19 protein-coding genes are annotated in these 19,652 nt (G+C 59.5%); 7 read left to right on the forward strand and 12 right to left on the reverse strand.

Annotation, left to right across the window (positions count from 1 at the left end):
* Positions 1 to 154 precede the first annotated feature (154 nt).
* The 9 genes from AB4O41_RS20385 to exaC all read right to left on the reverse strand — a co-directional run bounded on the left by AB4O41_RS20385 (position 155) and on the right by exaC (position 9,793).
* The gene (locus AB4O41_RS20385; protein WP_460144420.1) at positions 155 to 901 is read right to left on the reverse strand and encodes a S24 family peptidase; all 747 of its coding nucleotides are present in this window, start codon (positions 899 to 901) and stop codon (positions 155 to 157) included.
* Between the two features lie 237 nt (positions 902 to 1,138).
* A complete protein-coding gene (ppa, locus tag AB4O41_RS20390) occupies positions 1,139 to 1,666 on the reverse strand; it encodes an inorganic diphosphatase (protein WP_008052339.1) in 528 nt (175 codons plus the stop codon).
* A 123-nt stretch (positions 1,667 to 1,789) separates the two neighbouring features.
* A complete protein-coding gene (locus AB4O41_RS20395; RefSeq protein ID WP_460144421.1) occupies positions 1,790 to 2,602 on the reverse strand; it encodes a M90 family metallopeptidase in 813 nt (270 codons plus the stop codon).
* A 6-nt stretch (positions 2,603 to 2,608) separates the two neighbouring features.
* A complete protein-coding gene (locus AB4O41_RS20400; RefSeq protein WP_460144422.1) occupies positions 2,609 to 3,265 on the reverse strand; it encodes a DedA family protein in 657 nt (218 codons plus the stop codon).
* A gap of 366 nt (positions 3,266 to 3,631) precedes the next feature.
* Positions 3,632 to 4,093: a GNAT family N-acetyltransferase gene (locus AB4O41_RS20405; protein WP_460144423.1), complete on the reverse strand. Its 462-nt coding sequence runs from the start codon at positions 4,091 to 4,093 to the stop codon at positions 3,632 to 3,634.
* A gap of 112 nt (positions 4,094 to 4,205) precedes the next feature.
* Positions 4,206 to 5,030, reverse strand: a complete 825-nt coding sequence (gene eutC / locus AB4O41_RS20410; protein WP_460144424.1) for an ethanolamine ammonia-lyase subunit EutC — start codon at positions 5,028 to 5,030, stop codon at positions 4,206 to 4,208.
* Between the two features lie 8 nt (positions 5,031 to 5,038).
* Positions 5,039 to 6,433 carry an ethanolamine ammonia-lyase subunit EutB gene (locus tag AB4O41_RS20415; RefSeq protein ID WP_460144425.1) on the reverse strand — a complete coding sequence of 465 codons (1,395 nt, stop codon included), beginning with the start codon at positions 6,431 to 6,433 and terminating at the stop codon, positions 5,039 to 5,041.
* Between the two features lie 203 nt (positions 6,434 to 6,636).
* A complete protein-coding gene (gene eat / locus AB4O41_RS20420; RefSeq protein ID WP_123359078.1) occupies positions 6,637 to 8,007 on the reverse strand; it encodes an ethanolamine permease in 1,371 nt (456 codons plus the stop codon).
* 265 nt (positions 8,008 to 8,272) lie between these two features.
* Entirely contained in the window at positions 8,273 to 9,793 is a 1,521-nt protein-coding gene (gene exaC, locus AB4O41_RS20425; RefSeq protein ID WP_460144426.1) for an acetaldehyde dehydrogenase ExaC, read from the reverse strand.
* 469 nt (positions 9,794 to 10,262) lie between these two features.
* On the opposite strand from exaC, the gene AB4O41_RS20430 reads away from it, so the two are divergent.
* The 4 genes from AB4O41_RS20430 to AB4O41_RS20445 all read left to right on the forward strand — a co-directional run bounded on the left by AB4O41_RS20430 (position 10,263) and on the right by AB4O41_RS20445 (position 14,619).
* Entirely contained in the window at positions 10,263 to 12,176 is a 1,914-nt protein-coding gene (locus AB4O41_RS20430; protein WP_460144427.1) for a sigma-54-dependent Fis family transcriptional regulator, read from the forward strand.
* Between the two features lie 187 nt (positions 12,177 to 12,363).
* The gene (mpl, locus tag AB4O41_RS20435; protein WP_460144428.1) at positions 12,364 to 13,713 is read left to right on the forward strand and encodes a UDP-N-acetylmuramate:L-alanyl-gamma-D-glutamyl-meso-diaminopimelate ligase; all 1,350 of its coding nucleotides are present in this window, start codon (positions 12,364 to 12,366) and stop codon (positions 13,711 to 13,713) included.
* A complete protein-coding gene (ubiX, locus tag AB4O41_RS20440) occupies positions 13,710 to 14,342 on the forward strand; it encodes a flavin prenyltransferase UbiX (RefSeq protein ID WP_030129554.1) in 633 nt (210 codons plus the stop codon). The genes mpl and ubiX overlap by 4 nt, the downstream gene beginning before the upstream one ends.
* Positions 14,335 to 14,619, forward strand: a complete 285-nt coding sequence (locus tag AB4O41_RS20445) for a YceK/YidQ family lipoprotein (protein WP_367373094.1) — start codon at positions 14,335 to 14,337, stop codon at positions 14,617 to 14,619. Before ubiX ends, AB4O41_RS20445 begins: the two co-directional genes overlap by 8 nt.
* 119 nt (positions 14,620 to 14,738) lie before the next feature.
* Here the strand turns inward: AB4O41_RS20445 and AB4O41_RS20450 are convergent, their stop codons facing one another.
* From AB4O41_RS20450 to AB4O41_RS20460, 3 genes are all read right to left on the reverse strand, one after another.
* Positions 14,739 to 15,380, reverse strand: coding sequence for an oxidoreductase (locus tag AB4O41_RS20450; protein WP_460144429.1), 642 nt, complete (start codon positions 15,378 to 15,380; stop codon positions 14,739 to 14,741).
* Between the two features lie 27 nt (positions 15,381 to 15,407).
* Positions 15,408 to 17,123, reverse strand: coding sequence for a C13 family peptidase (locus tag AB4O41_RS20455; protein WP_460144430.1), 1,716 nt, complete (start codon positions 17,121 to 17,123; stop codon positions 15,408 to 15,410).
* A gap of 114 nt (positions 17,124 to 17,237) precedes the next feature.
* Positions 17,238 to 17,693 (reverse strand): MaoC family dehydratase, encoded by a 456-nt coding sequence (locus AB4O41_RS20460; RefSeq protein ID WP_052967098.1) that lies wholly within the window; start codon positions 17,691 to 17,693, stop codon positions 17,238 to 17,240.
* Between the two features lie 197 nt (positions 17,694 to 17,890).
* On the opposite strand from AB4O41_RS20460, the gene AB4O41_RS20465 reads away from it, so the two are divergent.
* From AB4O41_RS20465 to AB4O41_RS20475, 3 genes are read left to right on the forward strand one after another with little or no spacing between them, the layout of a single operon-like run.
* Complete coding sequence (locus tag AB4O41_RS20465; protein ID WP_123359084.1) at positions 17,891 to 18,253, forward strand: CidA/LrgA family protein; 363 nt, start codon at positions 17,891 to 17,893, stop codon at positions 18,251 to 18,253.
* A complete protein-coding gene (locus AB4O41_RS20470; protein WP_460144431.1) occupies positions 18,250 to 18,966 on the forward strand; it encodes an LrgB family protein in 717 nt (238 codons plus the stop codon). Before AB4O41_RS20465 ends, AB4O41_RS20470 begins: the two co-directional genes overlap by 4 nt.
* Positions 18,967 to 18,977: 11 nt before the next feature.
* The gene (locus AB4O41_RS20475) at positions 18,978 to 19,568 is read left to right on the forward strand and encodes an LON peptidase substrate-binding domain-containing protein (RefSeq protein WP_460144432.1); all 591 of its coding nucleotides are present in this window, start codon (positions 18,978 to 18,980) and stop codon (positions 19,566 to 19,568) included.
* Positions 19,569 to 19,652 lie beyond the last annotated feature (84 nt).

Raw genomic sequence — 19,652 nt, forward strand, 5'->3', positions numbered from 1 at the left:
TGCCGAAGGCTGCGTTCGGCTGCGAAGCAGTCGTAAACCCGGTGACCATGGACTGTCCGCCACAGTAAATGGTTTGCGACTGCTGCGCAGTCGAACGGGGCGATGCGGCGTTCCGACAAGCCCCCTCCCCACAGTGGATCACAGAGTTACGTGCTTACAGGAAGGGCACAGACGGCCGCCGTTTGTTGAGCGTCGACCACCAGAATACCCATCCCAATACCCTGATGTTTTGCTTGTCGATCTGCTCGGCACTGAAGATCTCGTCTGGATACTCGGCTTTGTTGTAACTGCGCAACCGCAGCGCATTCCCCGGCATTCGATGCAGGTATTTGATCCGCAGCATCCCGTCATGCTCGATCGCATAAATTTCCCCATCAATAACCTGAGTAAGCCCGCGGTCGATTGCAAGCGTCGAGCCGTCTTCAATCTTTTCGGCCATGCTGTTGCCGATCATGTGAGTAAAAATAGCGTCGGCGTGGTTGATTTCCAGGGAGTCCAGATGGCTGCGGGGCAGGCGGATGGATTGGCTGGGGTCTTTGACGACGTGAGTTTTGTTGGAGCCCGGGGCGGTGGTTGTTTCTTTGTAGAAGGGCAGCTCGACGTCGATGGCCTCGATCACCGTGTAGATGCCGCGGATGGCCTGGGCGTCGAAGGTGTTACCGGCCTCGTCGAGCACGCGCAGGCGTGAGGATTCTTTCGGGCCTTCGCCGGTTTTTAGCCAGTCGCTGTTTACAGACAGTAGTCTGGCGACCTCTTCCATGCGGTAGGCGGGCACACCTCGGGTGTACCAGTTGTGGATATTTTGCGCTTCCGTGTCGAAGAAAGCGGCAAATCCTGTGGTTGTGATTTTCGCTGCTTCGAGGAGTGCTTTAAACCGTGGGCCGCTAGTGTTCTTTTTCATAAACACGAGTTTACTGGCGCAGGATGGGGGGTTGAATAAACGATCCGTTCAAATTTCGAGGGAAATTTAAGACTGGATGTAAGACGCTTTTAGTGGAATTTAAACAAGAAAAAACCAAAGCCAAGAAGCGCTATACGTACCGTTAAAAAGGTGAGTATCTGAATGGAGCGCCCACAAAAAACCCCGGATCAACCGGGGTTTTTCTTCAAACGTCGCAGCTAGAAGCTAAGCGGCTTCTCAGCCTTTATAGGCAGCAACCGACTTGGTGATCGCGTCGCGGGCGGCATCTGCGCCGGCCCAGCCTTCAATCTTCACCCATTTGCCTTTTTCGAGATCTTTGTAGTTCGCGAAGAAGTGCTCGATCTGCTGAATCAGCAGCGGAGGCAGATCGGTGTATTCCTTCACGTCGACGTACAGCTGGGACAGCTTGTCGTGTGGAACCGCGATCACTTTGGCATCGCCGCCGCCGTCGTCGGTCATGTTCAGGATGCCGACTGGACGCGCGCGGATTACCGAACCTGGAGCAACCGGGTAAGGGGTCACGACCAGCACGTCGAGGGGATCACCGTCGTCGGCCAAGGTGTTCGGGATGTAACCGTAGTTGGCCGGGTAGAACATCGGGGTGGCCATGAAACGGTCAACGAACAGGCAGTCGCTGTCTTTGTCGATTTCGTATTTGATCGGCGCGTGGTTGGCCGGGATCTCGATCGCGACGTAGATGTCGTTCGGCAGGTCTTTGCCAGCCGGAATCTTGCTGTAGCTCATTGGGCGGTGCCCCCGTTAGTTGGCCAAAAACACTTGGCCGGATTGACCAAAAAGTGGCGGCGATTATAGGCATATTCCGCCGTCGTTGCCATGCGCCAGAGGTCGTAGAGACCCAGGTGCCCGCTAGTCGTGTGCCTGATAGACAGGGTTCTCGACCAGAAGTTGCTTCAGTCTCGCCAGCGGATCTTGCCGATAAAACAGCTTCAGCTGCTCATAGACCTGTGGATAAGCCTCGTGCAGCAAATCCGGGGCGCTGAAGAAGTATTCGCTGGTGACCGCGAAGAACTCGGCGGGGTTTTCCGCTGCGTACGGGTCGATGGCGGTTTGCGCGTCAGGGTTGCGATCCAGTTGCCGATCGAGGTCGTCATAGGCCTCTTGCATGACCTTGGCCCAGTCGCTGACGCGCATATCGGCATGCAGCGGTGGCAGGCCATTGGCGTCGCCGTTGAGCATGTCGAGTTTGTGCGCGAGTTCGTGGATGACCAGGTTGTAGCCTTCCCAGCCACCGCTGGCCATCACGCCAGGCCAGGCGAGGATGATCGGGCCTTGCTGCCAGGCTTCGCCGCTGTGTTCGCCGTCCCATTCATGTTCAACGCCGCTGGCATCGCGATGGCGCTGGGGGCTGAGGAAATCGTCGGGGTAAAGGATGATTTCGTGAAAGCCCTGATACCAGTTCAGATCGCCCAGATGCAGCAGTGGCAATTGGGCTTGGGCGGCGAGTAGCAGGCGTTGCTCCTGGTGAAGTTCGACGCCGGGCAGGGCGGTCAGGTGTTTGTCTTGCAGGAACAGCACGCAGGCTTCGCGCAGCCACTGATCTTCGGCTGCGCTGAGGCCATCGAGAAAACTCAAGTAATGACGCACCCGTTGCCACATGTCGTCGGCAATCGGATGCCTGGTCAGGGTGCGCTGGCGTCGCCAGGCGCTAAGGGACCACATCGTGAGTCAGCGGGGTTCGGCTTTGGACGCAGCATGACCGAGGCGGCTGCGGATCACGCTGATGATCATCGGCAGCAGCGATAGCAGGATGATGCCCACTACCAGCAGCGACAGGTTTTTCTTGATGAACGGTACGTTGCCGAAGAAATAACCCAGGGTCACCAGGCCACCTACCCAGAGGATGGTGCCGAGGACGCTGAAGGCAAAGAATCGTGGGTAAGGCATTTTGCCAATGCCCGCGACGAAGGGGGCAAAGGTGCGGATGATTGGCATGAAGCGCGCCAGGGTCACGGTTTTGCCGCCGTGCTTGTCGTAGAACTCGTGAGTTTGTTGCAGGTAGTCGCGGCGAAAAATTTTCGAGTTCGGGTTGCGAAACAACCGTTCGCCAACGGTGCGGCCGATCACGTAGTTGGTGCTGTCACCGAGAATCGCCGCCAGCATCAGCAGGCCGCCCAGCAGCACCGGGTCCATGCCGCCACCGGCCGCCACGGCGCCCGCGATGAACAGCAGGGAATCACCCGGCAGGAATGGCATCACCACCAGACCGGTTTCGCAGAAGATCACCAGAAACAGAATGGCGTAGATCCATGACCCGTAGTTGGTCACCAGCAGGTCGAGGTAAACATCGAGATGCAGGATAAGGTCGATCGGGTTGAAATCCATGGAAAGCACCTGTGGTGATGGCCCGACTCTGCAGGCCTGTGCGGATGGCTTCGCGTAAGACTACAGCTAAGTGTGATTTTTCTTACGAGCCGGAAGAGTGGGCATTATACGGGGTGACAAGTGAAAAACGCGTCGAGTTTGTAGCGAGGGATGTCGATGGGTCGACCACAGGTATATGGCCTTGCGCATTACCTTGTGGCGAGGGGGCTTGCCCCCGTTGGGTTGCGAAGCGACCCCTAAACCGGACGGCGCGTTTTTTCAGGCATACCGCGCATTCAGCAATTTGCGACTGCTGCGCAGCCGAACGGGGCAATGCGGCGTTCCGACAAGCCCCCTCACCACAAGGGCACGCAGCTTCAAGCTGTGTTACAGCTCCTCACTGATTGGCAGCACGTAGTTCTTGAACTCGGTGTCTTCCTTGAACCCGATGGATTCGTAGGTTTTCTGTGCGACATCGTTATCGCTGCTGGTGGAAACGCGCATGCGCACGGCATTGGTTTCCTTGGCCATTTTTTTTGCGGTGCGGATCAGGTTGTCGGCCACCAACTGGCGACGGGCGTCTTCGGCGACGTAGATGTCGTTGAGGATCCACACGCGTTTAAGCGAAAGAGACGAAAAGCTCGGGTACAACTGACAAAAACCCATCAGTTTGTTGTTGTCGTCATCGGCCAGGGCCAGGTAGATCACCGATTCCTTGCGTCGCAGGCGTTTCTCGAGGAACGCCCGGGATGAGTCCGGATACGGCAGGGAACCGTAAAACTCACGATATTTGACGAACAACGGGGTCAGCAGGTCGAGGTGTTCGAGGGTCGCTTGAATAATCCGCATGGTAGGTCTCGTCTTCAAGTGGCTGTCTTACGTGGTGACGGCGACGGGAAACCCTGGCGGCCGTGCATCGATCCTGCCTGAAACCTGAATAGAAACGCAATGCGGAAACGGTTCAGGTATCCGACGGGCTCAGTAGGAAATTACCTTTCATATCTGCACCAATGTCCGACTCCAGCGTCTGAACCTGGGCTTCGTCCTTCAGACTGACCCCTGATAACTGCCGCCGACAGGCTTCGCGCATCAAATACAGCAAGCGGTGTGCCGCCATGCCGTAACTCAAGCCTTCGAGCCGAACATTCGAGATGCAGTTGCGATAGGCATCTGTCAGTCCGACTTTGGGATTATAGGTGAAATACAACCCCAGGCTGTCTGGCGAGCTCAAGCCGGGGCGTTCGCCGATCAATATGACCACCATTTTCGCGTCCAGCAGTTCGCCGATCTCGTCGGCCACCGCGACTCGGCCCTGTTCCACCAGAATCACCGGCGACAGGGACCAGCCTTCAGCGGCTGTCTGTTCTTCCATGCGCGCCAGAAACGGTAAGGTGTGGCGATGAACGGCCAATGCCGAGAGGCCATCGGCCACCACAATGGCCAGATCCATGCCGCCAGGATGGCTCAGTGCGTAATCGCGTAGGGTCTGCGCCGACTGATCACTCAACTTGCGCCCCAAATCGGGGCGCTGAAGATAGCTGTTCCGGTCGGTAGCGGCGCTGTGCAGCAACAAACTTTCACGTCCACGCTCGGCCAGTTGCGAACTGAGCCCCATGTGATCGAACGCCAGATGCACCGCATCCCGGGCCTGTGCATGGGCGTACTGAAAATCCAGCTGTGCGCTGGTCGGCATGCTGGTGCCTGTACGACCTAGGGCAATACGTGCAGGGGTCAGGCGCCGCAGTTCCAGCAATGGGTTTTGCGGATCGACAGGTGGTTTATCCATCTCAATACTCATCCCAGTTGCGCCATGGCCTGACGGAAGGCCGGCGGCAGGTTGTCGCCGAAGTGAATTTTGCCGTCTGCCTGAGTGAAGATCCCCATGTTCGCCAGCCACTGTTCAAACTCCGGCGCCGGTTTCAGGCCCAGGGTTTTCCGGGCGTAGAGGGCGTCGTGGAACGACGTGGTCTGATAATTGAGCATGATGTCGTCAGAGCCGGGAATGCCCATGATGAAGTTGATCCCGGCTACGCCCAGCAGGGTCAGCAGGGTGTCCATGTCGTCCTGATCGGCTTCGGCATGGTTGGTGTAACAGATGTCGCAACCCATTGGCACGCCCAGCAGCTTGCCGCAGAAGTGGTCTTCGAGACCGGCGCGGATGATCTGTTTGCCGTTGTAGAGGTATTCCGGGCCGATGAAGCCTACGACGGTGTTCACCAGAAACGGTTTGAAATGGCGTGCCACGGCGTAGGCGCGGGTTTCGCAGGTCTGTTGATCGATGCCGTGGTGGGCGTTGGCCGACAAGGCGCTGCCCTGGCCGGTCTCGAAATACATCAGATTCTGGCCCAACGTGCCGCGATTCAGGCTCAAGCCCGCGTCATAGCCTTCCTGCAAGACGTTGAGGTTGATACCGAAACTGGCGTTGGCCGCTTCTGTGCCGGCGATCGACTGGAACACCAGGTCCAGCGGAACGCCGCGATTCACCGCCTCGATGGAGGTGGTGACGTGGGTCAGCACGCAGGCCTGTGTAGGAATTTCGTAGCGCTGGATGATCGCATCGAGCATTTCCAGCATGGCGCAGATCGAAGCGATGCTGTCGGTGGCCGGGTTGATGCCGATCATTGCATCACCGTTGCCGTACAGCAGACCGTCGAGAATGCTCGCGGCGATGCCGGCCGGTTCGTCGGTGGGGTGATTGGGTTGCAGGCGTGTCGAGAGTCGGCCGCGCAGGCCCAGAGTGCCGCGGAATTTCGTGACCACGCGGATTTTCTGCGCCACTAGCACCAGGTCCTGCACGCGCATGATCTTCGACACGGCGGCGGCCATTTCCGGGATCAGGCCCGGAGCGAGCGCGCGCAGGCTCTGTTCGTCGGCGGCGTCGCTGAGCAGCCAATCGCGAAAGCCACCGACAGTGAGGTGGCTGACCGCTTTAAAAGCCTGTTTATCGTGAGTGTCGATGATCAGCCGGGTGACTTCATCGGTCTCGTAAGGAATCAGTACTTCCTGCAGGAAGTGAGTCAGCGGGATGTCAGCCAGGGCCATCTGCGCAGCCACTCGCTCGCCATCATTGAGGGCGGCAACGCCGGCGAGAAAGTCCCCGGAGCGCGCCGGGCTGGCTTTGGCCATGACGTCTTTGAGACTGTCGAAGCGGTAGGTCTGGGCGCCGACGGTATGGGCAAATATGGCCATGGGGCGGTGTCCTCCTGATTCAATAAATAACTCAAATGCACCGCCGAACCCCTGTGGGAGCGAGCCTGCTCGCGATTGCAGTGTGTCATTCAACACATGTTTTGGATGTCAGACCGCAATCGCGAGCAGGCTCGCTCCCACATGGGGAACTGCGTGCACTTCAATATGGCAGGCGCCGGGAATCAGCCCGGCGCCGGTGCAACTCAGACGCCTTCGAGCATCGCATCCGCCGGCGCGTCGGAACGCTGCTTGGCAGTCAGTTGGAAATACAGGTAACCGGCCGCCATGAACCCGAGGAACACACAGCCGATCAGCGTGTTGAACCATGCCATCGCCACCAGGCACACCACCGCCAGAAACAGCGCGATCCCCGGTACGATCGGGTAACCCGGGGCGCGGAAGGTGCGTTCCAGGTTCGGCTCGGTTTTACGCAACTTGAACAGGCTCAGCATACTGATGATGTACATCACGATGGCGCCGAATACCGACATGGTGATCATCGCAGCCGTCAGCGTCATGCCCTGCAGGTTGACCAGGCCGTCACTGTAGATCGCCGCGATGCCGATCACGCCGCCCGCCAGAATCGCCCGGTGCGGTGTCTGGAAACGCGAGAGTTTGGCCAGCCCTTTGGGCAGGTAACCGGCGCGAGCCAGGGCGAAGAACTGTCGTGAGTAGCCAAGAATGATCCCGTGGAAACTTGCCACCAGGCCAAACAGGCCAATCCACACCAGCATGTGCATCCAGGTCGAATTATTGCCGACCACAGCTTTCATCGCCTGAGGCAGCGGATCGTTGATGTTCGACAGCTGGCGCCAGTCGCCGACGCCGCCAGCCATCACCATGACGCCGATGGCCAGGAACACCAGGGTCAGAATGCCACTGACATAAGCCTTGGGAATCGTGCGTTTCGGGTCCTTGGCTTCCTCGGCGGCCATGGCTGCACCTTCAATGGCGAGGAAGAACCAGATCGCGAAAGGTATCGCCGCAAAGATGCCGGGGATCGAGGCCATGGTGAATTCGTTGGAACCCGACCAGCCGTTGAGCACGAAATTGCTGAAGCTGAAGCCCGGTGCGACCACGCCCATGAACACCAGCAACTCGGCGACCGCCAGCACGGTGACCACCAGTTCGAACGTGGCTGCGATGCTCACGCCGAGGATATTCAAGCCCATGAACACGAAATAGGCGCCAACAGCGGCGATCTTCGGGTCCAGTTCCGGGTATTGCACGTTGAGGTAGGCGCCGATGGCCATGGCAATGGCCGGTGGCGCAAAGACGAATTCGATCAGGGTGGCAATGCCGGCGATCAGTCCGCCTTTTTCACCGAAGGCCCGACGGCTGTAGGCAAACGGCCCGCCAGCGTGGGGAATAGCGGTGGTCAATTCGGTGAAACTGAAGATGAAGCAGGTGTACATCGTCGCCACCATCAAGGCGGTGACGAGAAAACCCAGGGTCCCTGCGGTGCCCCAGCCATAACTCCAGCCGAAATACTCGCCGGAAATCACCAGGCCGACGGCAATGCCCCATAGATGCAGGGTGCCGAGTGTGGGTTTGAGCTGTGTAGTAGAAGTCATAAGTCCTCTCTGTCTTTTTTATTGTTTGATCTGTTGGACTTTCGGGTATGGCGTTTAGGTGTGGAGCGGGCACGCAAAGCCCATGCCAGACCAGCAGGGCGATGATGGGGGTGTCATTGAGGTTGCCTTCGCGAGCAAGCCCGCTCCCACAGGGTTAAGTGGCGAATCCACTTTTGGGGGCTGACCCAAATCCAATGTGGGAGCGAGCCTGCTCGCGATAGCTGTTTGAAGGGCGATACAGAAACACCTGTATCGCCCCCGGTTTTTAGAAGAAGCCCAACGGATTGATGTCGTAGCTCACCAGCAGGTTTTTGGTCTGCTGGTAGTGATCGAGCATCATTTTGTGGGTTTCACGACCGACGCCGGACTTTTTGTAGCCACCGAACGCGGCGTGCGCCGGGTACAGGTGGTAGCAGTTGGTCCACACGCGACCGGCCTTGATGGCGCGGCCCATGCGGTAGGCGCGGTTGATGTCGCGGGTCCAGAGACCGGCACCCAGGCCGAACTCGGTGTCGTTGGCGATGGCCAGGGCTTCGGCTTCGTCCTTGAAGGTGGTGATGCTCACCACCGGGCCAAAGATTTCTTCCTGGAACACGCGCATTTTGTTGGTGCCCTTGAGCAGGGTCGGCTGGATGTAATACCCGGTCGCCAGGCTGCCCTCGAGTTTTTCCACCTTGCCGCCGGTCAGCAGCTCGGCGCCTTCGCCCTTGGCGATTTCCAGGTACGAAAGGATTTTGTCGAATTGCTGCTCGGACGCCTGGGCGCCGACCATGGTGTCGGTGTCCAGCGGGTCGCCACGTTTGATCGACAGCACTTTCTTCATCACGACTTTCATGAAGTCGTCGTAGATCGACTCTTGCACCAATGCGCGGGACGGACAGGTGCAGACTTCGCCCTGGTTGAAGAATGCCAGCACCAGGCCTTCGGCGGCTTTTTCGATGAAGGTCGGTTCGGCTTGCATGATGTCGGCGAAGAAGATGTTTGGCGACTTGCCACCCAGCTCCACGGTGGACGGAATGATGTTTTCGGCGGCGCATTTCATGATGTGCGAGCCGACCGGGGTCGAGCCGGTGAAAGCGATCTTGGCGATGCGCTTGCTGGTGGCCAGTGCTTCGCCGGCTTCTTTGCCGAAGCCTTGCACCACGTTGAGTACGCCGGGTGGCAGCAGGTCGCCAATCAGTTCCATCAGCACGGTGATGCCCAGCGGGGTTTGCTCGGCCGGTTTAAGGACCACGCAGTTGCCGGCGGCGAGGGCCGGGGCGAGTTTCCAGGCGGCCATCAGAATCGGGAAGTTCCACGGAATGATCTGTCCGACCACGCCCAGCGGTTCATGGATGTGATAGGCAACGGTGTTGCCGTCGATCTCGGCGGCGCTGCCTTCCTGGGCGCGGATGCAACCGGCGAAGTAGCGGAAATGGTCGGCGGCCAGCGGGATGTCGGCGTTGAGGGTTTCGCGCACGGCCTTACCGTTATCCCAGGATTCGGTGATTGCCAGCAGTTCCAGGTTCTGTTCGATGCGATCAGCGATTTTCAGCAGCACCAGCGAGCGTGCCTGGGCGGACGTGGCGCCCCAGGCATCGGCGGCGGCATGGGCAGCGTCCAGGGCCTTTTCGATGTCTTCGGCTGTGGAACGCGGGAATTCGGCAATAGGTTGGCCGTTGACCGGCGATGTATTGGTGAAGTACTGACCTTTGACAGGCGCGACGAACTCGCCGCCGATGTAGTTACCGTATTTGCTCTTGAACGAAACGATAGCGCCTTCAGTACCGGGGTGAGCGTAACGCATGATGGGTTTCTCCTTGGCTTTTGTGCTTATAAGGGAGGACGCGCTAAAGCGCTGCATTAAGCGTAGAGCAAAGGTCGGGCCAGCGCCTTGCAGGTCAGGTAAATCAAGGCCTTGCGCGTTTTTTGTCGGACGGATGGGCAGCGTTTGTGACGCTTGCGGTACAGCCCCTGTGACACTTTGTACCGTTTGTGGCGCAGGCTGTGACTGGCGGGTCTTGCCAGCATTGCAATGCGTCGATGGCTGGAGGATGCTGGGCCTCAAATTGCTACACAGGTAATCCTCTGTGGCGAGGGGGCTTGTGTGGCGAGGGAGCTTGCTCCCGCTGGGCTGCGAAGCAGCCCCAAAATGTCTGCCGGTCATGATTTTTGGCGAGCGCTTCGCACTCGAGCGGGAGCAAAGCTCCCTCGCCACAAGGTGTGTGCCAGCCTCTTAATGGGGGCAGCACAGCTATCGGGGAGAATAATAAGAAATGCACGACAACCATTTGAGTCGCCATGCCCAGCAAGTGCTGACCGTGACCCAGGGTAAATCCCACCTGCACGGTCCCGGCAGCGATCCATCCATTGCCCGTTCCTGGCTGCGTTGTCTTGAGGACTATCACCTCGACCCGGCCCTGACCATGGCGCCGACGGTGCTGGAGCATGGCCGCGTGCTGGAAAGCCGCGAACGCTTGCAGCAAGTGCTGCAGATCGCCGGCAACGAAATGACCAGCCTCCACCAGCAACTTTCCGGTGCCGGCCACGCGGTGCTGCTGACTGACGCCCGCGGGGTGATCCTCAACTGCGTCACCGCGCCCGCCGAACGGAAGATTTTCGAGCGCGCCGGCCTTTGGCTCGGCGCCGACTGGAGCGAAGCCTGCGAAGGCACCAATGGCATCGGCACCTGCCTGGTGGAGCGTCAGTCCCTGACCATCCATCAAGACGAACATTTTCGTGGCCGTCATACCGGCCTGACTTGCTCGGCGAGCCCGGTATTTGATCCTCACGGCGAACTGCTGGCAGTGCTCGACGTGTCTTCGGCGCGTCATGAGGTTTCGCGGCAGAGCCAGTTCCACACCATGGCCCTGGTCAATCTGTCGGCGAAGATGATCGAGAGCTGCTATTTCCTGCGTTACTTCGACAATCAATGGTTGCTGCGTTTTCACCTGCAGGCCGAATCTGTCGGGCTGTTCAGCGAAGGGTTGCTGGCGTTCGACGGGGAAGGGCGGATCAGTGCGGTCAACCAGAGCGCATTGAATTTGCTCGGGCATATTCGTGGTGGGCTGTTGGGCAAACCGGTGGAGGCGTTTTTCGACTGCTCGCTGGATGAGTTGCTCGGCCGCGCGAGCCCTGGTGCCAGCGCCAGTTGGCCATTGCGCACCCGTGACGGGCGGCGGTTGTTTGCCGTATTGCGCGGGCAGCCGCGCAGTATTCCGGTGCCGGTGGTGCAAAGCCCGATGGTTGCCGAGCGTCCGCGCTTGTCAGGCATTTGCCTGGGCGATGCCGCGCTGCAGGAGGATTTCCGCAAGGCCTTGCGCGTGTTTGAACGGGATGTGCCATTGCTGATCAACGGCGAAACCGGCTCAGGCAAGGAGGCCTTCGCCAAAGCCGTGCATCAGGCCAGTCAGCGGGCAGCAAAATCTTTCGTCGCCCTCAATTGCGCGGCGATTCCCGAAAGCCTGATCGAAAGCGAACTGTTCGGCTATCGCGGCGGCAGCTTCACCGGTGCCCGCAAGGAAGGCATGCGCGGCAAGTTGCAGCAGGCCGATGGCGGGACGTTGTTCCTCGATGAAATCGGTGACATGCCGCTGAGCATGCAGACCCGTCTATTAAGGGTGCTGGAAGACCGTCAGGTGGTGCCGATTGGCGGTGAGCCGGAATCGGTCAATGTGCGGATCATCAGCGCCACCCACCGAAATCTGCTTGAACGGGTGCAGGACGGCAGCTTTCGCGAGGATTTGTATTACCGGCTCAACGGGTTGGAGGTCGCATTGCCGGCGCTGCGTGAGCGCGCTGACAAATCACAGTTGCTCGACTTTTTGCTGGCCGAAGAGGCGGGCGGAGAGACGGTATTGATCGACGGGCCGGCGCGGCAGGCTTTGCTGGATTTTGCCTGGCCGGGGAATGTGCGGCAGTTGCGCAATGTGCTGCGAACCCTGACGGCGCTGTGTGACGGTGGTCGGATCGGGCTGGAGGATTTGCCGGCAATGATTCGCCAGGCCCGGCCGATACCGGCGTCGGCGGTTGAAGAACCGTCCGAGTATCCGCTGGACGATGCCGAGCGGCTGGCGTTGCTGACGGTGCTGGAGCAGCAGCGCTGGCACATGACGCACACGGCAGAACAGCTGGGCGTCAGCCGCAATACCCTCTACAGAAAGCTGCGCAAACACGGTATCGCCCGCTAGGTTGTGACTGATCGTTCCCACGCTCTGCGTGGGAATGCCTCCCCGGACGCTCTGCGTCCGCTTTTGGGACGCAGAGCGTCCCTTGCTGCATTCCCACGCAGAGCGTGGGAACGAGCGTGGTTACAGCTAAAGAGTGCGATTTTCCCCTCCCTACGCTAACCTGCGGCCATGTTTTACGAGGTCGACTATGCACATTCATATTCTTGGTATTTGCGGCACTTTCATGGGTTCGATGGCGGTTCTGGCCAAAGAGCTGGGCCATCACGTGACGGGCTCCGATGCCAACGTCTATCCACCGATGAGCACTCAGCTGCAAGCCCAGGGCATTGAGTTGACCCAAGGTTACGACCCGGCGCAGCTCGATCCGGCCCCGGACCTGGTGGTGATCGGCAATGCCATGTCCCGTGGCAACCCGGCCGTTGAATACGTGCTGAACAAAGGCCTGCCGTACGTCTCGGGCCCGCAATGGCTGGCCGATCATGTATTGCAAGGTCGCTGGGTGCTGGCGGTTGCCGGCACTCACGGCAAAACCACCACCAGCAGCATGCTTGCCTGGGTCCTGGAACACGCCGGCATGAGCCCGGGTTTCCTGATCGGCGGCGTGCCACAGAATTTCTCGGTGTCAGCGCGTCTGGGCGGCACTCCGTTCTTCGTGATCGAAGCCGACGAATACGACAGTGCGTTCTTCGACAAGCGCTCCAAGTTCGTTCACTACCGCCCGCGCACGGCGATCCTGAACAACCTTGAGTTCGATCATGCCGACATCTTCCCCGATCTGCCGGCCATCGAGCGTCAGTTTCACCACTTGGTGCGGACCATCCCGAGCGAAGGCCTGGTGATCCATCCGACCACCGAGCCGGCATTGCTGCGCGTGATCGAAATGGGCTGCTGGACTCCGGTGCAAACCACCGGTGCCGGCGGTCAGTGGCAAGTCAAACTGCTCAGTGAAGACGGCTCGAAATTCGAAGTGATGTTCGAAGGCGCCGTTCAAGGCGTGGTTGAGTGGGACATGACCGGTCAGCACAACGTCGCCAACGCATTGGCCACCTTGGCCGCTGCGCGTCACGTCGGCGTAGTGCCATCGATGGGCATCGCTGCGCTGAGCGCGTTCAAAAGCGTGAAGCGCCGGATGGAGAAAGTCGCGGAAGTCCGTGGCATCACCATTTACGACGATTTCGCTCACCACCCGACCGCCATCGCCACCACCCTTGACGGTCTGCGCAAACGCATTGGCGACGCGCCATTGATCGCGATCATCGAGCCGCGCTCCAACTCCATGAAGCTCGGTGCTCACCGCGATGGCTTGCCGGAAAGCGTGGTCGATGCCGATCAGGTGATCTGGTATTCGCCGGCCAACCTCGGTTGGGATCTGGGCGCCATCGCCGCGTTGTGCACCGTGCCGTCGATCGTCAGCGATTCGCTGGAAGGCATCATCGAGCGCGTGAAGAGTCAGGCTCAGCCCGGCACTCACGTGGTGATCATGAGCAACGGCGGCTTCGGCGGCCTGCACGGCAAGCTGGCCGAGGCGCTGCAATGAACAACGGCCCGGAACGCATCACGCTGGCGATGACCGGCGCTTCGGGCGCCCAGTACGGCTTGCGCCTGCTTGACTGCCTGGTGCGCGAAGACCGCGAGGTGCACTTCCTGATTTCCAAGGCCGCGCAACTGGTGATGGCCACCGAGACCGATGTCTCGCTGCCGTCCAAGCCGCAAATGATGCAGGCCTTCCTCACTGAATACACCGGCGCTGCTGCCGGGCAGATTCGGGTGTATGGCAAGGAAGACTGGATGTCGCCGGTGGCTTCGGGCTCTGGCTCGCCAGCGGCGATGGTGGTGGTGCCGTGTTCCACCGGGACCTTGTCGGCTATCGCGACCGGGGCCTGCAACAACTTGATCGAACGGGCCGCCGATGTGACCTTGAAGGAGCGCCGCCAGCTGATTCTGGTACCGCGCGAGGCGCCGTATTCGAGCATTCATCTGGAGAACATGCTCAAGCTGTCGAACATGGGCGTGACCATTCTGCCGGCGTCGCCGGGCTTCTATCACCAGCCGCAGACCATCGATGACTTGATCGACTTCGTCGTGGCGCGAATTCTCAATCTGCTGAACATTCCGCAAGACATGTTGCCGCGCTGGGGTGAACACCATTTGAGCAGCGATGAATAAGCTGCTGATCATTCTGCTGGCATTGCAATTGGCGGGCTGCGCCACGGCGCGCACACTCGATGCCGCCAAGCCTGGAGCGCCGGTGGTGTATTCGGGAACGCGCCTGGATTTGTATGCAATGAACGGCGGTTGCTGTGCCATGGATCGATTTGGCGCAGAAGCGCCGAGTTATCCGGGTATTGACCTGCCGGCCAGTGCGTTGCTCGACACGTTGCTGTTGCCGCTGTCGTTGTTGACGGTGATTGGCGTAAGTTTTCAAGCGACTGGTGGTCTCTAACTGATCGTTCCCACGCTCTGCGTGGGAATGCAGCCCGGGACGCTCTGCGTCCCAAAGCGGACGCAGAGCGTCCATTGAGGCATTCCCACGCGGAGCGTGGGAACGATCTTTGTAGGGAATTATTTGCCGAGTTTGCGCAACTCATCCGACTCGACAATCCGCACGCCATCCTGCTCTTCCAGTGCCAGGCGCCACATGGCGCGGGCCAATTGGCAGGCTTCGATGCCGTGGTATTTGCCCGGAATCAATTTCGATAATGGACCGGCGACTCGCTCGGCCAGTCGCGGCTCGACGCGATCGCCCAACAGCAGCGAAGGTCGGCAAATGGTCAGCTGCGGCCAATTCTGTGCGCGCAATGCGTGTTCCATCTCGCCTTTGACCCGGTTGTAGAAAATCGAGGATCTGCGATCGGCCCCCAAGGCGCTGACCACGATCAAGTGTCGTGCGCCCATTTCCCGTGCACGTTTGGCGAAAGCCACGACCATGTCCAGGTCCACCGCGCGAAACGCTTCCTCGGAGCCGGCCTGCTTGATTGTGGTGCCCAGGCAGCAGTAGGCAATGTCGACGCGACCGTTCAATTGCGGCAAAAACACCGCCGGGTCGCCGACCGGGTTTTCCAGGTGTGGATGCTCGGCCAACGGCCGGCGTGAGGGGGCCAATACGCGTGTAATCGTTGGCTCGTTGAGTAGACGGTCAAGCAAATGTTCACCGGTTAAACCGGTGGCTCCGGCAAGCAATACATGCTGAGGCGTCAAGTACATAATTATTCCCCCTTGATACTATTCAGCTTAGTTGCTCTTTTCATCCTTGCTGATAGAGACACTTTGCAGTGCCTTTCGTGCCTGTTGTTTGCGCAACAGTTGCCAGTGGCTGAGAACGGTTTTCGGCGCCCAGATCTGTGGCTCGGAAGCTTCGAAGCTGTCGGCCAGTTCACGCTCGGCCACGGTGGCGCTGGCCAGTTTGAAGGCTTGTTCCAGATCGTCGGTCTGGTTCAACGCCTGGGCGAACAGCGCGTCGCCGAAATACGTGAAGTTGGCTTCCTCCGAACACCCGAAGGATACTCGATCGGCGCGCGAGGCGGTCATGATCAGGGTGCGTTCATCCTTGAGGGCGGGGATGAAACCGCCGGAATAGCAAGACGAAATCACAATGATCTTGTCGCGCTTCTTCAGGGGCGCGAGGACGGCGGCGAGTTCGTCGGCCGGCAGGTCGGCCAATTCCATGCGTGGCTGGTCGAGCACCAGTTCATGTTCGCTCGAACCATGGCTGGTCAGGTAAATGAACAGCAAGTCTTCCGGGCCACTGCGCTCTGCCAGGGTCAGGGCGGCGCGGCGCAGGTTTTCCCGGGTGGCCATCGGCCGGTCGCCGAGGTGGTCGCGATGATTGACCAGGCGGATCTGGCCAAAGGCGCCGAACCGGCTGGCGAGCATGTTGGCGACGTAGTCGGACTCGCGCAGGAACACGCTCTGCTTGCCATCACCACCCAAGGTCAAGGTGTACAGTTCGACCGCCGGGGTCGAGGCCGGGACGTTGGCCAGTGCATCGTCGAGTAAGCGACCCTGAGCCAGCAAGCCGAGTTCGAGAGGGTCGGGCAGCAGCTTGCCGTCGGCGTCGCGCACGCGTTGACTATTGACCCAGATGCCGCTCTGCACCGTGCCATCGGTCAGCACCAAAGTGCCTTGGCCTTGATAATTGTCGCCATCGAACTGGCCGACATAGAAACTGCCATCGGCCAGGTTCAAACGGCCCTGGCCGGTAAAACGCCAGTCGCTGAACTGGCCGATATAATGACTGCCGTCGGCGCCGATCAACTCGCCTTTGCCGCTGAGCACGCCTTCTTTGAACTGACCCAGCCAGACATCGCCATCGGCGTTTTCGTAGCGACCCTTGCCGTGCAGTTGATTGTTCTTGAAACCGCCGACATAGATATCGCCATCGGCGCTGTTGAAGGTGCCGTTGCCTTCTAGTTGGCCGTCAGCGAAATGCCCGGTGAACTGATTGCCACTGGCATCGCTGCGCTGGCCCTCGCCGTTGGGTTTGCCGTGGGCGAATTGACCCTGGTACTGGCTGCCGTCTTCGAGTTCAAGACGACCGAGCCCTGAATATTGATCGGCCTTGAATTCGCCGCGGTAGGTCATGGCATTTTCTTTGAGGGTACCTTCACCCTCGCGTCGACCCGCCTTGAAACCACCGGTATAGCTGCTGCCAGTGGTGGTCAGCGTGCCTTGGCCGTCGAATAGCCCTTGCTGGAATTGCCCGCGATAGACCTCGCCGTTGCTGCCATGCCATTCGCCCTGGCCATGCCATTGGCCTTTGTCGAACTGGCCGGCGTACCAGCTGCCGTTCGGGTAATCGATACGGCCTTCACCTTGCAGCAAACCATTGACCAGACTACCGCGATAGCGTCCGCCGTCCGGCAGGCGGGCATCGGGGGGCAACAGCGATTCGCCGTCGCCGCAAGCGGTGAGCAACAGGGTCAGGGCAAGGAGTGCAAGTGGGCGCATAGCGGGATCCGGGCAATTAGGCGACGGAGTATGACGCAGCTATGTGTCGCATTTATAGGGACACGGCAGAGAGACGGCGCGAAACAGCGTGAGCTGCTTCGCATCCGGGATGCTTTACACGAAGCAGAGGGACAGTGGCTCGGCGATATACGCCGGTTTGTCCGACCCTTCGATTTCAAGCGTGGCGGTGGCCTTGAGTAGCCATTGGCCGGGTTTCTTCTCGATGACCTCGTTCATGTCGACCTTGAGTCGAACCCTGGAATTGACCTTCACAGGCTGGATGAAACGCACGCTATCCAGACCGTAGTTGACCACCATCTTCGCGCCTTCTGGCAGGATGAGGATGTCTTCCATCAGTTTGGGGATCAGCGACAACGACAGGAAACCATGGGCAATGGTGCTGCCAAAAGGTGTTTGCGCAGCTTTGACCGGGTCGACATGGATGAACTGATAATCGCCTGTGGCTTCGGCGAACAGGTTGATGCGTTCCTGATCGATGGTGAGCCACTGGGAACGTCCGAGTTCCTTGCCGACATAATCTTTGAGCTCCGCAACTGGTACATAGGGCATTGAGACTCTCCTTGGGTTCATCGGTTTTATTGGATTTTCGAGCGGGTGGGATGACCTCCCTTGCGAACCACTTTAGATCAACATGACAAATTGTTCCGGTCAACTAACCATGCTTTTGGCGAATGCCGATTCATAGCGTTAGCGTGCTTATAATGTCGGGCCCCTTCTTTGTGGGGAGAGCACGTGGGAGATGATGGATGTTGTTACGTGGCCTGACCTGGCTGGTGCTTTTTCAATTGCTCGGCACCGCCCTCAACCATCTGTTTTTGCCGGTGCTGCCGGGGCCGATCGTGGGCCTGTTGTTGCTGCTGGGATATCTGATTATCCGCGGTCAAGTCGGCGAGCCGCTGAGCCTTGCGGCCAGCAGCTTGTTGCGTTATCTGCCATTGCTGCTGGTGCCGCCGGCGGTGGGGGTGATGGTTTACGCCGCCGACATTGCCGCGGATTTCTGGGCGATCACTGGCGCATTGGTGTTGTCGTTGCTGTTGTCCATGGCCTTTGCCGGCGTGCTGATGCAGCGCATGGTCAAGCACCATGCCCATCCTGAGGACGGCCAATGATGCTCGATTGGCACGGCGCCTGGGCGTCGGTGATTCATCATCCGTTGTTCGGCATTGGCGTGACGCTGGGTGCGTATCAGTTGGTACTGGCGGCCTTCGAGAAAACCCGCTGGATCTTTCTGCAACCGGTGCTGGTCTCCATGTTGCTGGTCATCGGTGTACTGGTGGGGTGCGGCCTGAGCTATACCGAATATCGCAAGAGCACCGAGATCCTCAGCATCTTGCTCGGGCCGGCCACTGTTGCGCTGGCGGTGCCGCTGTACCTCAACCTGCGGCGGATCCGGCAGTTATTCTGGCCGATATTTACTACGCTGGTGATAGGAGGCGTGGTCGCCACGGGCATGGGCGTATTGCTGGGCTGGTGGTTCGGCGCCGAACACATGATCCTGATGACCATGGCACCCAAATCGGTCACCTCGCCGATTGCCATGCTGGTGGCGGAGCAGATCGGTGGCGTCGCGGCGCTGGCGGCGGTGTTCGTGTTGATTACCGGGGTGATCGGGGCGATCTTCGGGCCGAGTCTTTTGACAAGGCTTGGTGTCCACAGTCCTGAGGCGCGCGGTATGGCGCTGGGCATGACGGCGCATGCGGTCGGCACTGCGGTGGCGATGCAGGAAAGTGAAGAATGCGGTGCTTTCGCGGCGCTGGCGATGAGTCTGATGGGTGTGGCCACGGCGGTGTTCCTGCCGCTGGCAGTGTCGATGGTTGTGTAAAGGAAATGTCTATGAGTCTGCCGCTTTTTCCGCTGAACACGGTGCTGTTTCCGGACTGCATCCTCGACTTGCAGATCTTCGAGGCGCGCTACCTGGACATGATCGGTCGCTGCATGAAACAGGGCGGCGGCTTCGGCGTAGTGTGCATTCTCGACGGTGAAGAAGTCGGCATCGCCCCCGAAGGTTACGCACGGGTGGGGTGCGAGGCGCTGATCACCGATTTCCATCAGCAGGACAACGGCCTGCTGGGCATTCGGGTGAAGGGCGGGCGGCGTTTTCAGGTTGTGCGCACCGAGGTGCAGCGCAACCAGTTGATCGTCGCCGAAGTCGAGTGGCTGGAAGACGAGCCCGAGCAACCGCTACAGGATGAGGACGCCGATCTGGTCGCGCTGCTCAAGGCTTTGGCGGAACACCCGATGGTCGAAGCGCTGAGCATGGGCACCGAAGCGACAGGGCAACAGTCGCTGGCCAACCAGTTGGCGTATCTGTTGCCGTTTGCCGAGGTGGACAAGATAGACCTGCTGCAACTTGATGATCCGCAGCAGCGGCTGGATGCGATTCAGGCGTTGCTGAATGAGTTGCAGGGCGAGTTGTTTGCCTGACGTCCGCTAGAAGATCGCAGCCTGCGGCAGCTCCTACATTAAATTGGCGTACACCCTGTAGGCGCTGCCGAAGGCTCGGGCCGC

Source organism: Pseudomonas sp. S2_A02, from assembly GCF_054668495.1.

Excerpts from the sequence above, each read along its gene's own strand:
- AB4O41_RS20385 (WP_460144420.1), bottom strand. The coding sequence starts at position 901 with ATGAAAAAGAACACTAGCGGCCCACGGTTTAAAGCACTCCTCGAAGCA.
- ppa (WP_008052339.1), bottom strand. The coding sequence starts at position 1,666 with ATGAGCTACAGCAAGATTCCGGCTGGCAAAGACCTGCCGAACGACATC.
- AB4O41_RS20395 (WP_460144421.1), bottom strand. The coding sequence starts at position 2,602 with ATGTGGTCCCTTAGCGCCTGGCGACGCCAGCGCACCCTGACCAGGCAT.
- AB4O41_RS20400 (WP_460144422.1), bottom strand. The coding sequence starts at position 3,265 with ATGGATTTCAACCCGATCGACCTTATCCTGCATCTCGATGTTTACCTC.
- AB4O41_RS20405 (WP_460144423.1), bottom strand. The coding sequence starts at position 4,093 with ATGCGGATTATTCAAGCGACCCTCGAACACCTCGACCTGCTGACCCCG.
- eutC (WP_460144424.1), bottom strand. The coding sequence starts at position 5,030 with ATGGATAAACCACCTGTCGATCCGCAAAACCCATTGCTGGAACTGCGG.
- AB4O41_RS20415 (WP_460144425.1), bottom strand. The coding sequence starts at position 6,433 with ATGGCCATATTTGCCCATACCGTCGGCGCCCAGACCTACCGCTTCGAC.
- eat (WP_123359078.1), bottom strand. The coding sequence starts at position 8,007 with ATGACTTCTACTACACAGCTCAAACCCACACTCGGCACCCTGCATCTA.
- exaC (WP_460144426.1), bottom strand. The coding sequence starts at position 9,793 with ATGCGTTACGCTCACCCCGGTACTGAAGGCGCTATCGTTTCGTTCAAG.
- AB4O41_RS20430 (WP_460144427.1), top strand. The coding sequence starts at position 10,263 with ATGCACGACAACCATTTGAGTCGCCATGCCCAGCAAGTGCTGACCGTG.
- mpl (WP_460144428.1), top strand. The coding sequence starts at position 12,364 with ATGCACATTCATATTCTTGGTATTTGCGGCACTTTCATGGGTTCGATG.
- ubiX (WP_030129554.1), top strand. The coding sequence starts at position 13,710 with ATGAACAACGGCCCGGAACGCATCACGCTGGCGATGACCGGCGCTTCG.
- AB4O41_RS20445 (WP_367373094.1), top strand. The coding sequence starts at position 14,335 with ATGAATAAGCTGCTGATCATTCTGCTGGCATTGCAATTGGCGGGCTGC.
- AB4O41_RS20450 (WP_460144429.1), bottom strand. The coding sequence starts at position 15,380 with ATGTACTTGACGCCTCAGCATGTATTGCTTGCCGGAGCCACCGGTTTA.
- AB4O41_RS20455 (WP_460144430.1), bottom strand. The coding sequence starts at position 17,123 with ATGCGCCCACTTGCACTCCTTGCCCTGACCCTGTTGCTCACCGCTTGC.
- AB4O41_RS20460 (WP_052967098.1), bottom strand. The coding sequence starts at position 17,693 with ATGCCCTATGTACCAGTTGCGGAGCTCAAAGATTATGTCGGCAAGGAA.
- AB4O41_RS20465 (WP_123359084.1), top strand. The coding sequence starts at position 17,891 with ATGTTGTTACGTGGCCTGACCTGGCTGGTGCTTTTTCAATTGCTCGGC.
- AB4O41_RS20470 (WP_460144431.1), top strand. The coding sequence starts at position 18,250 with ATGATGCTCGATTGGCACGGCGCCTGGGCGTCGGTGATTCATCATCCG.
- AB4O41_RS20475 (WP_460144432.1), top strand. The coding sequence starts at position 18,978 with ATGAGTCTGCCGCTTTTTCCGCTGAACACGGTGCTGTTTCCGGACTGC.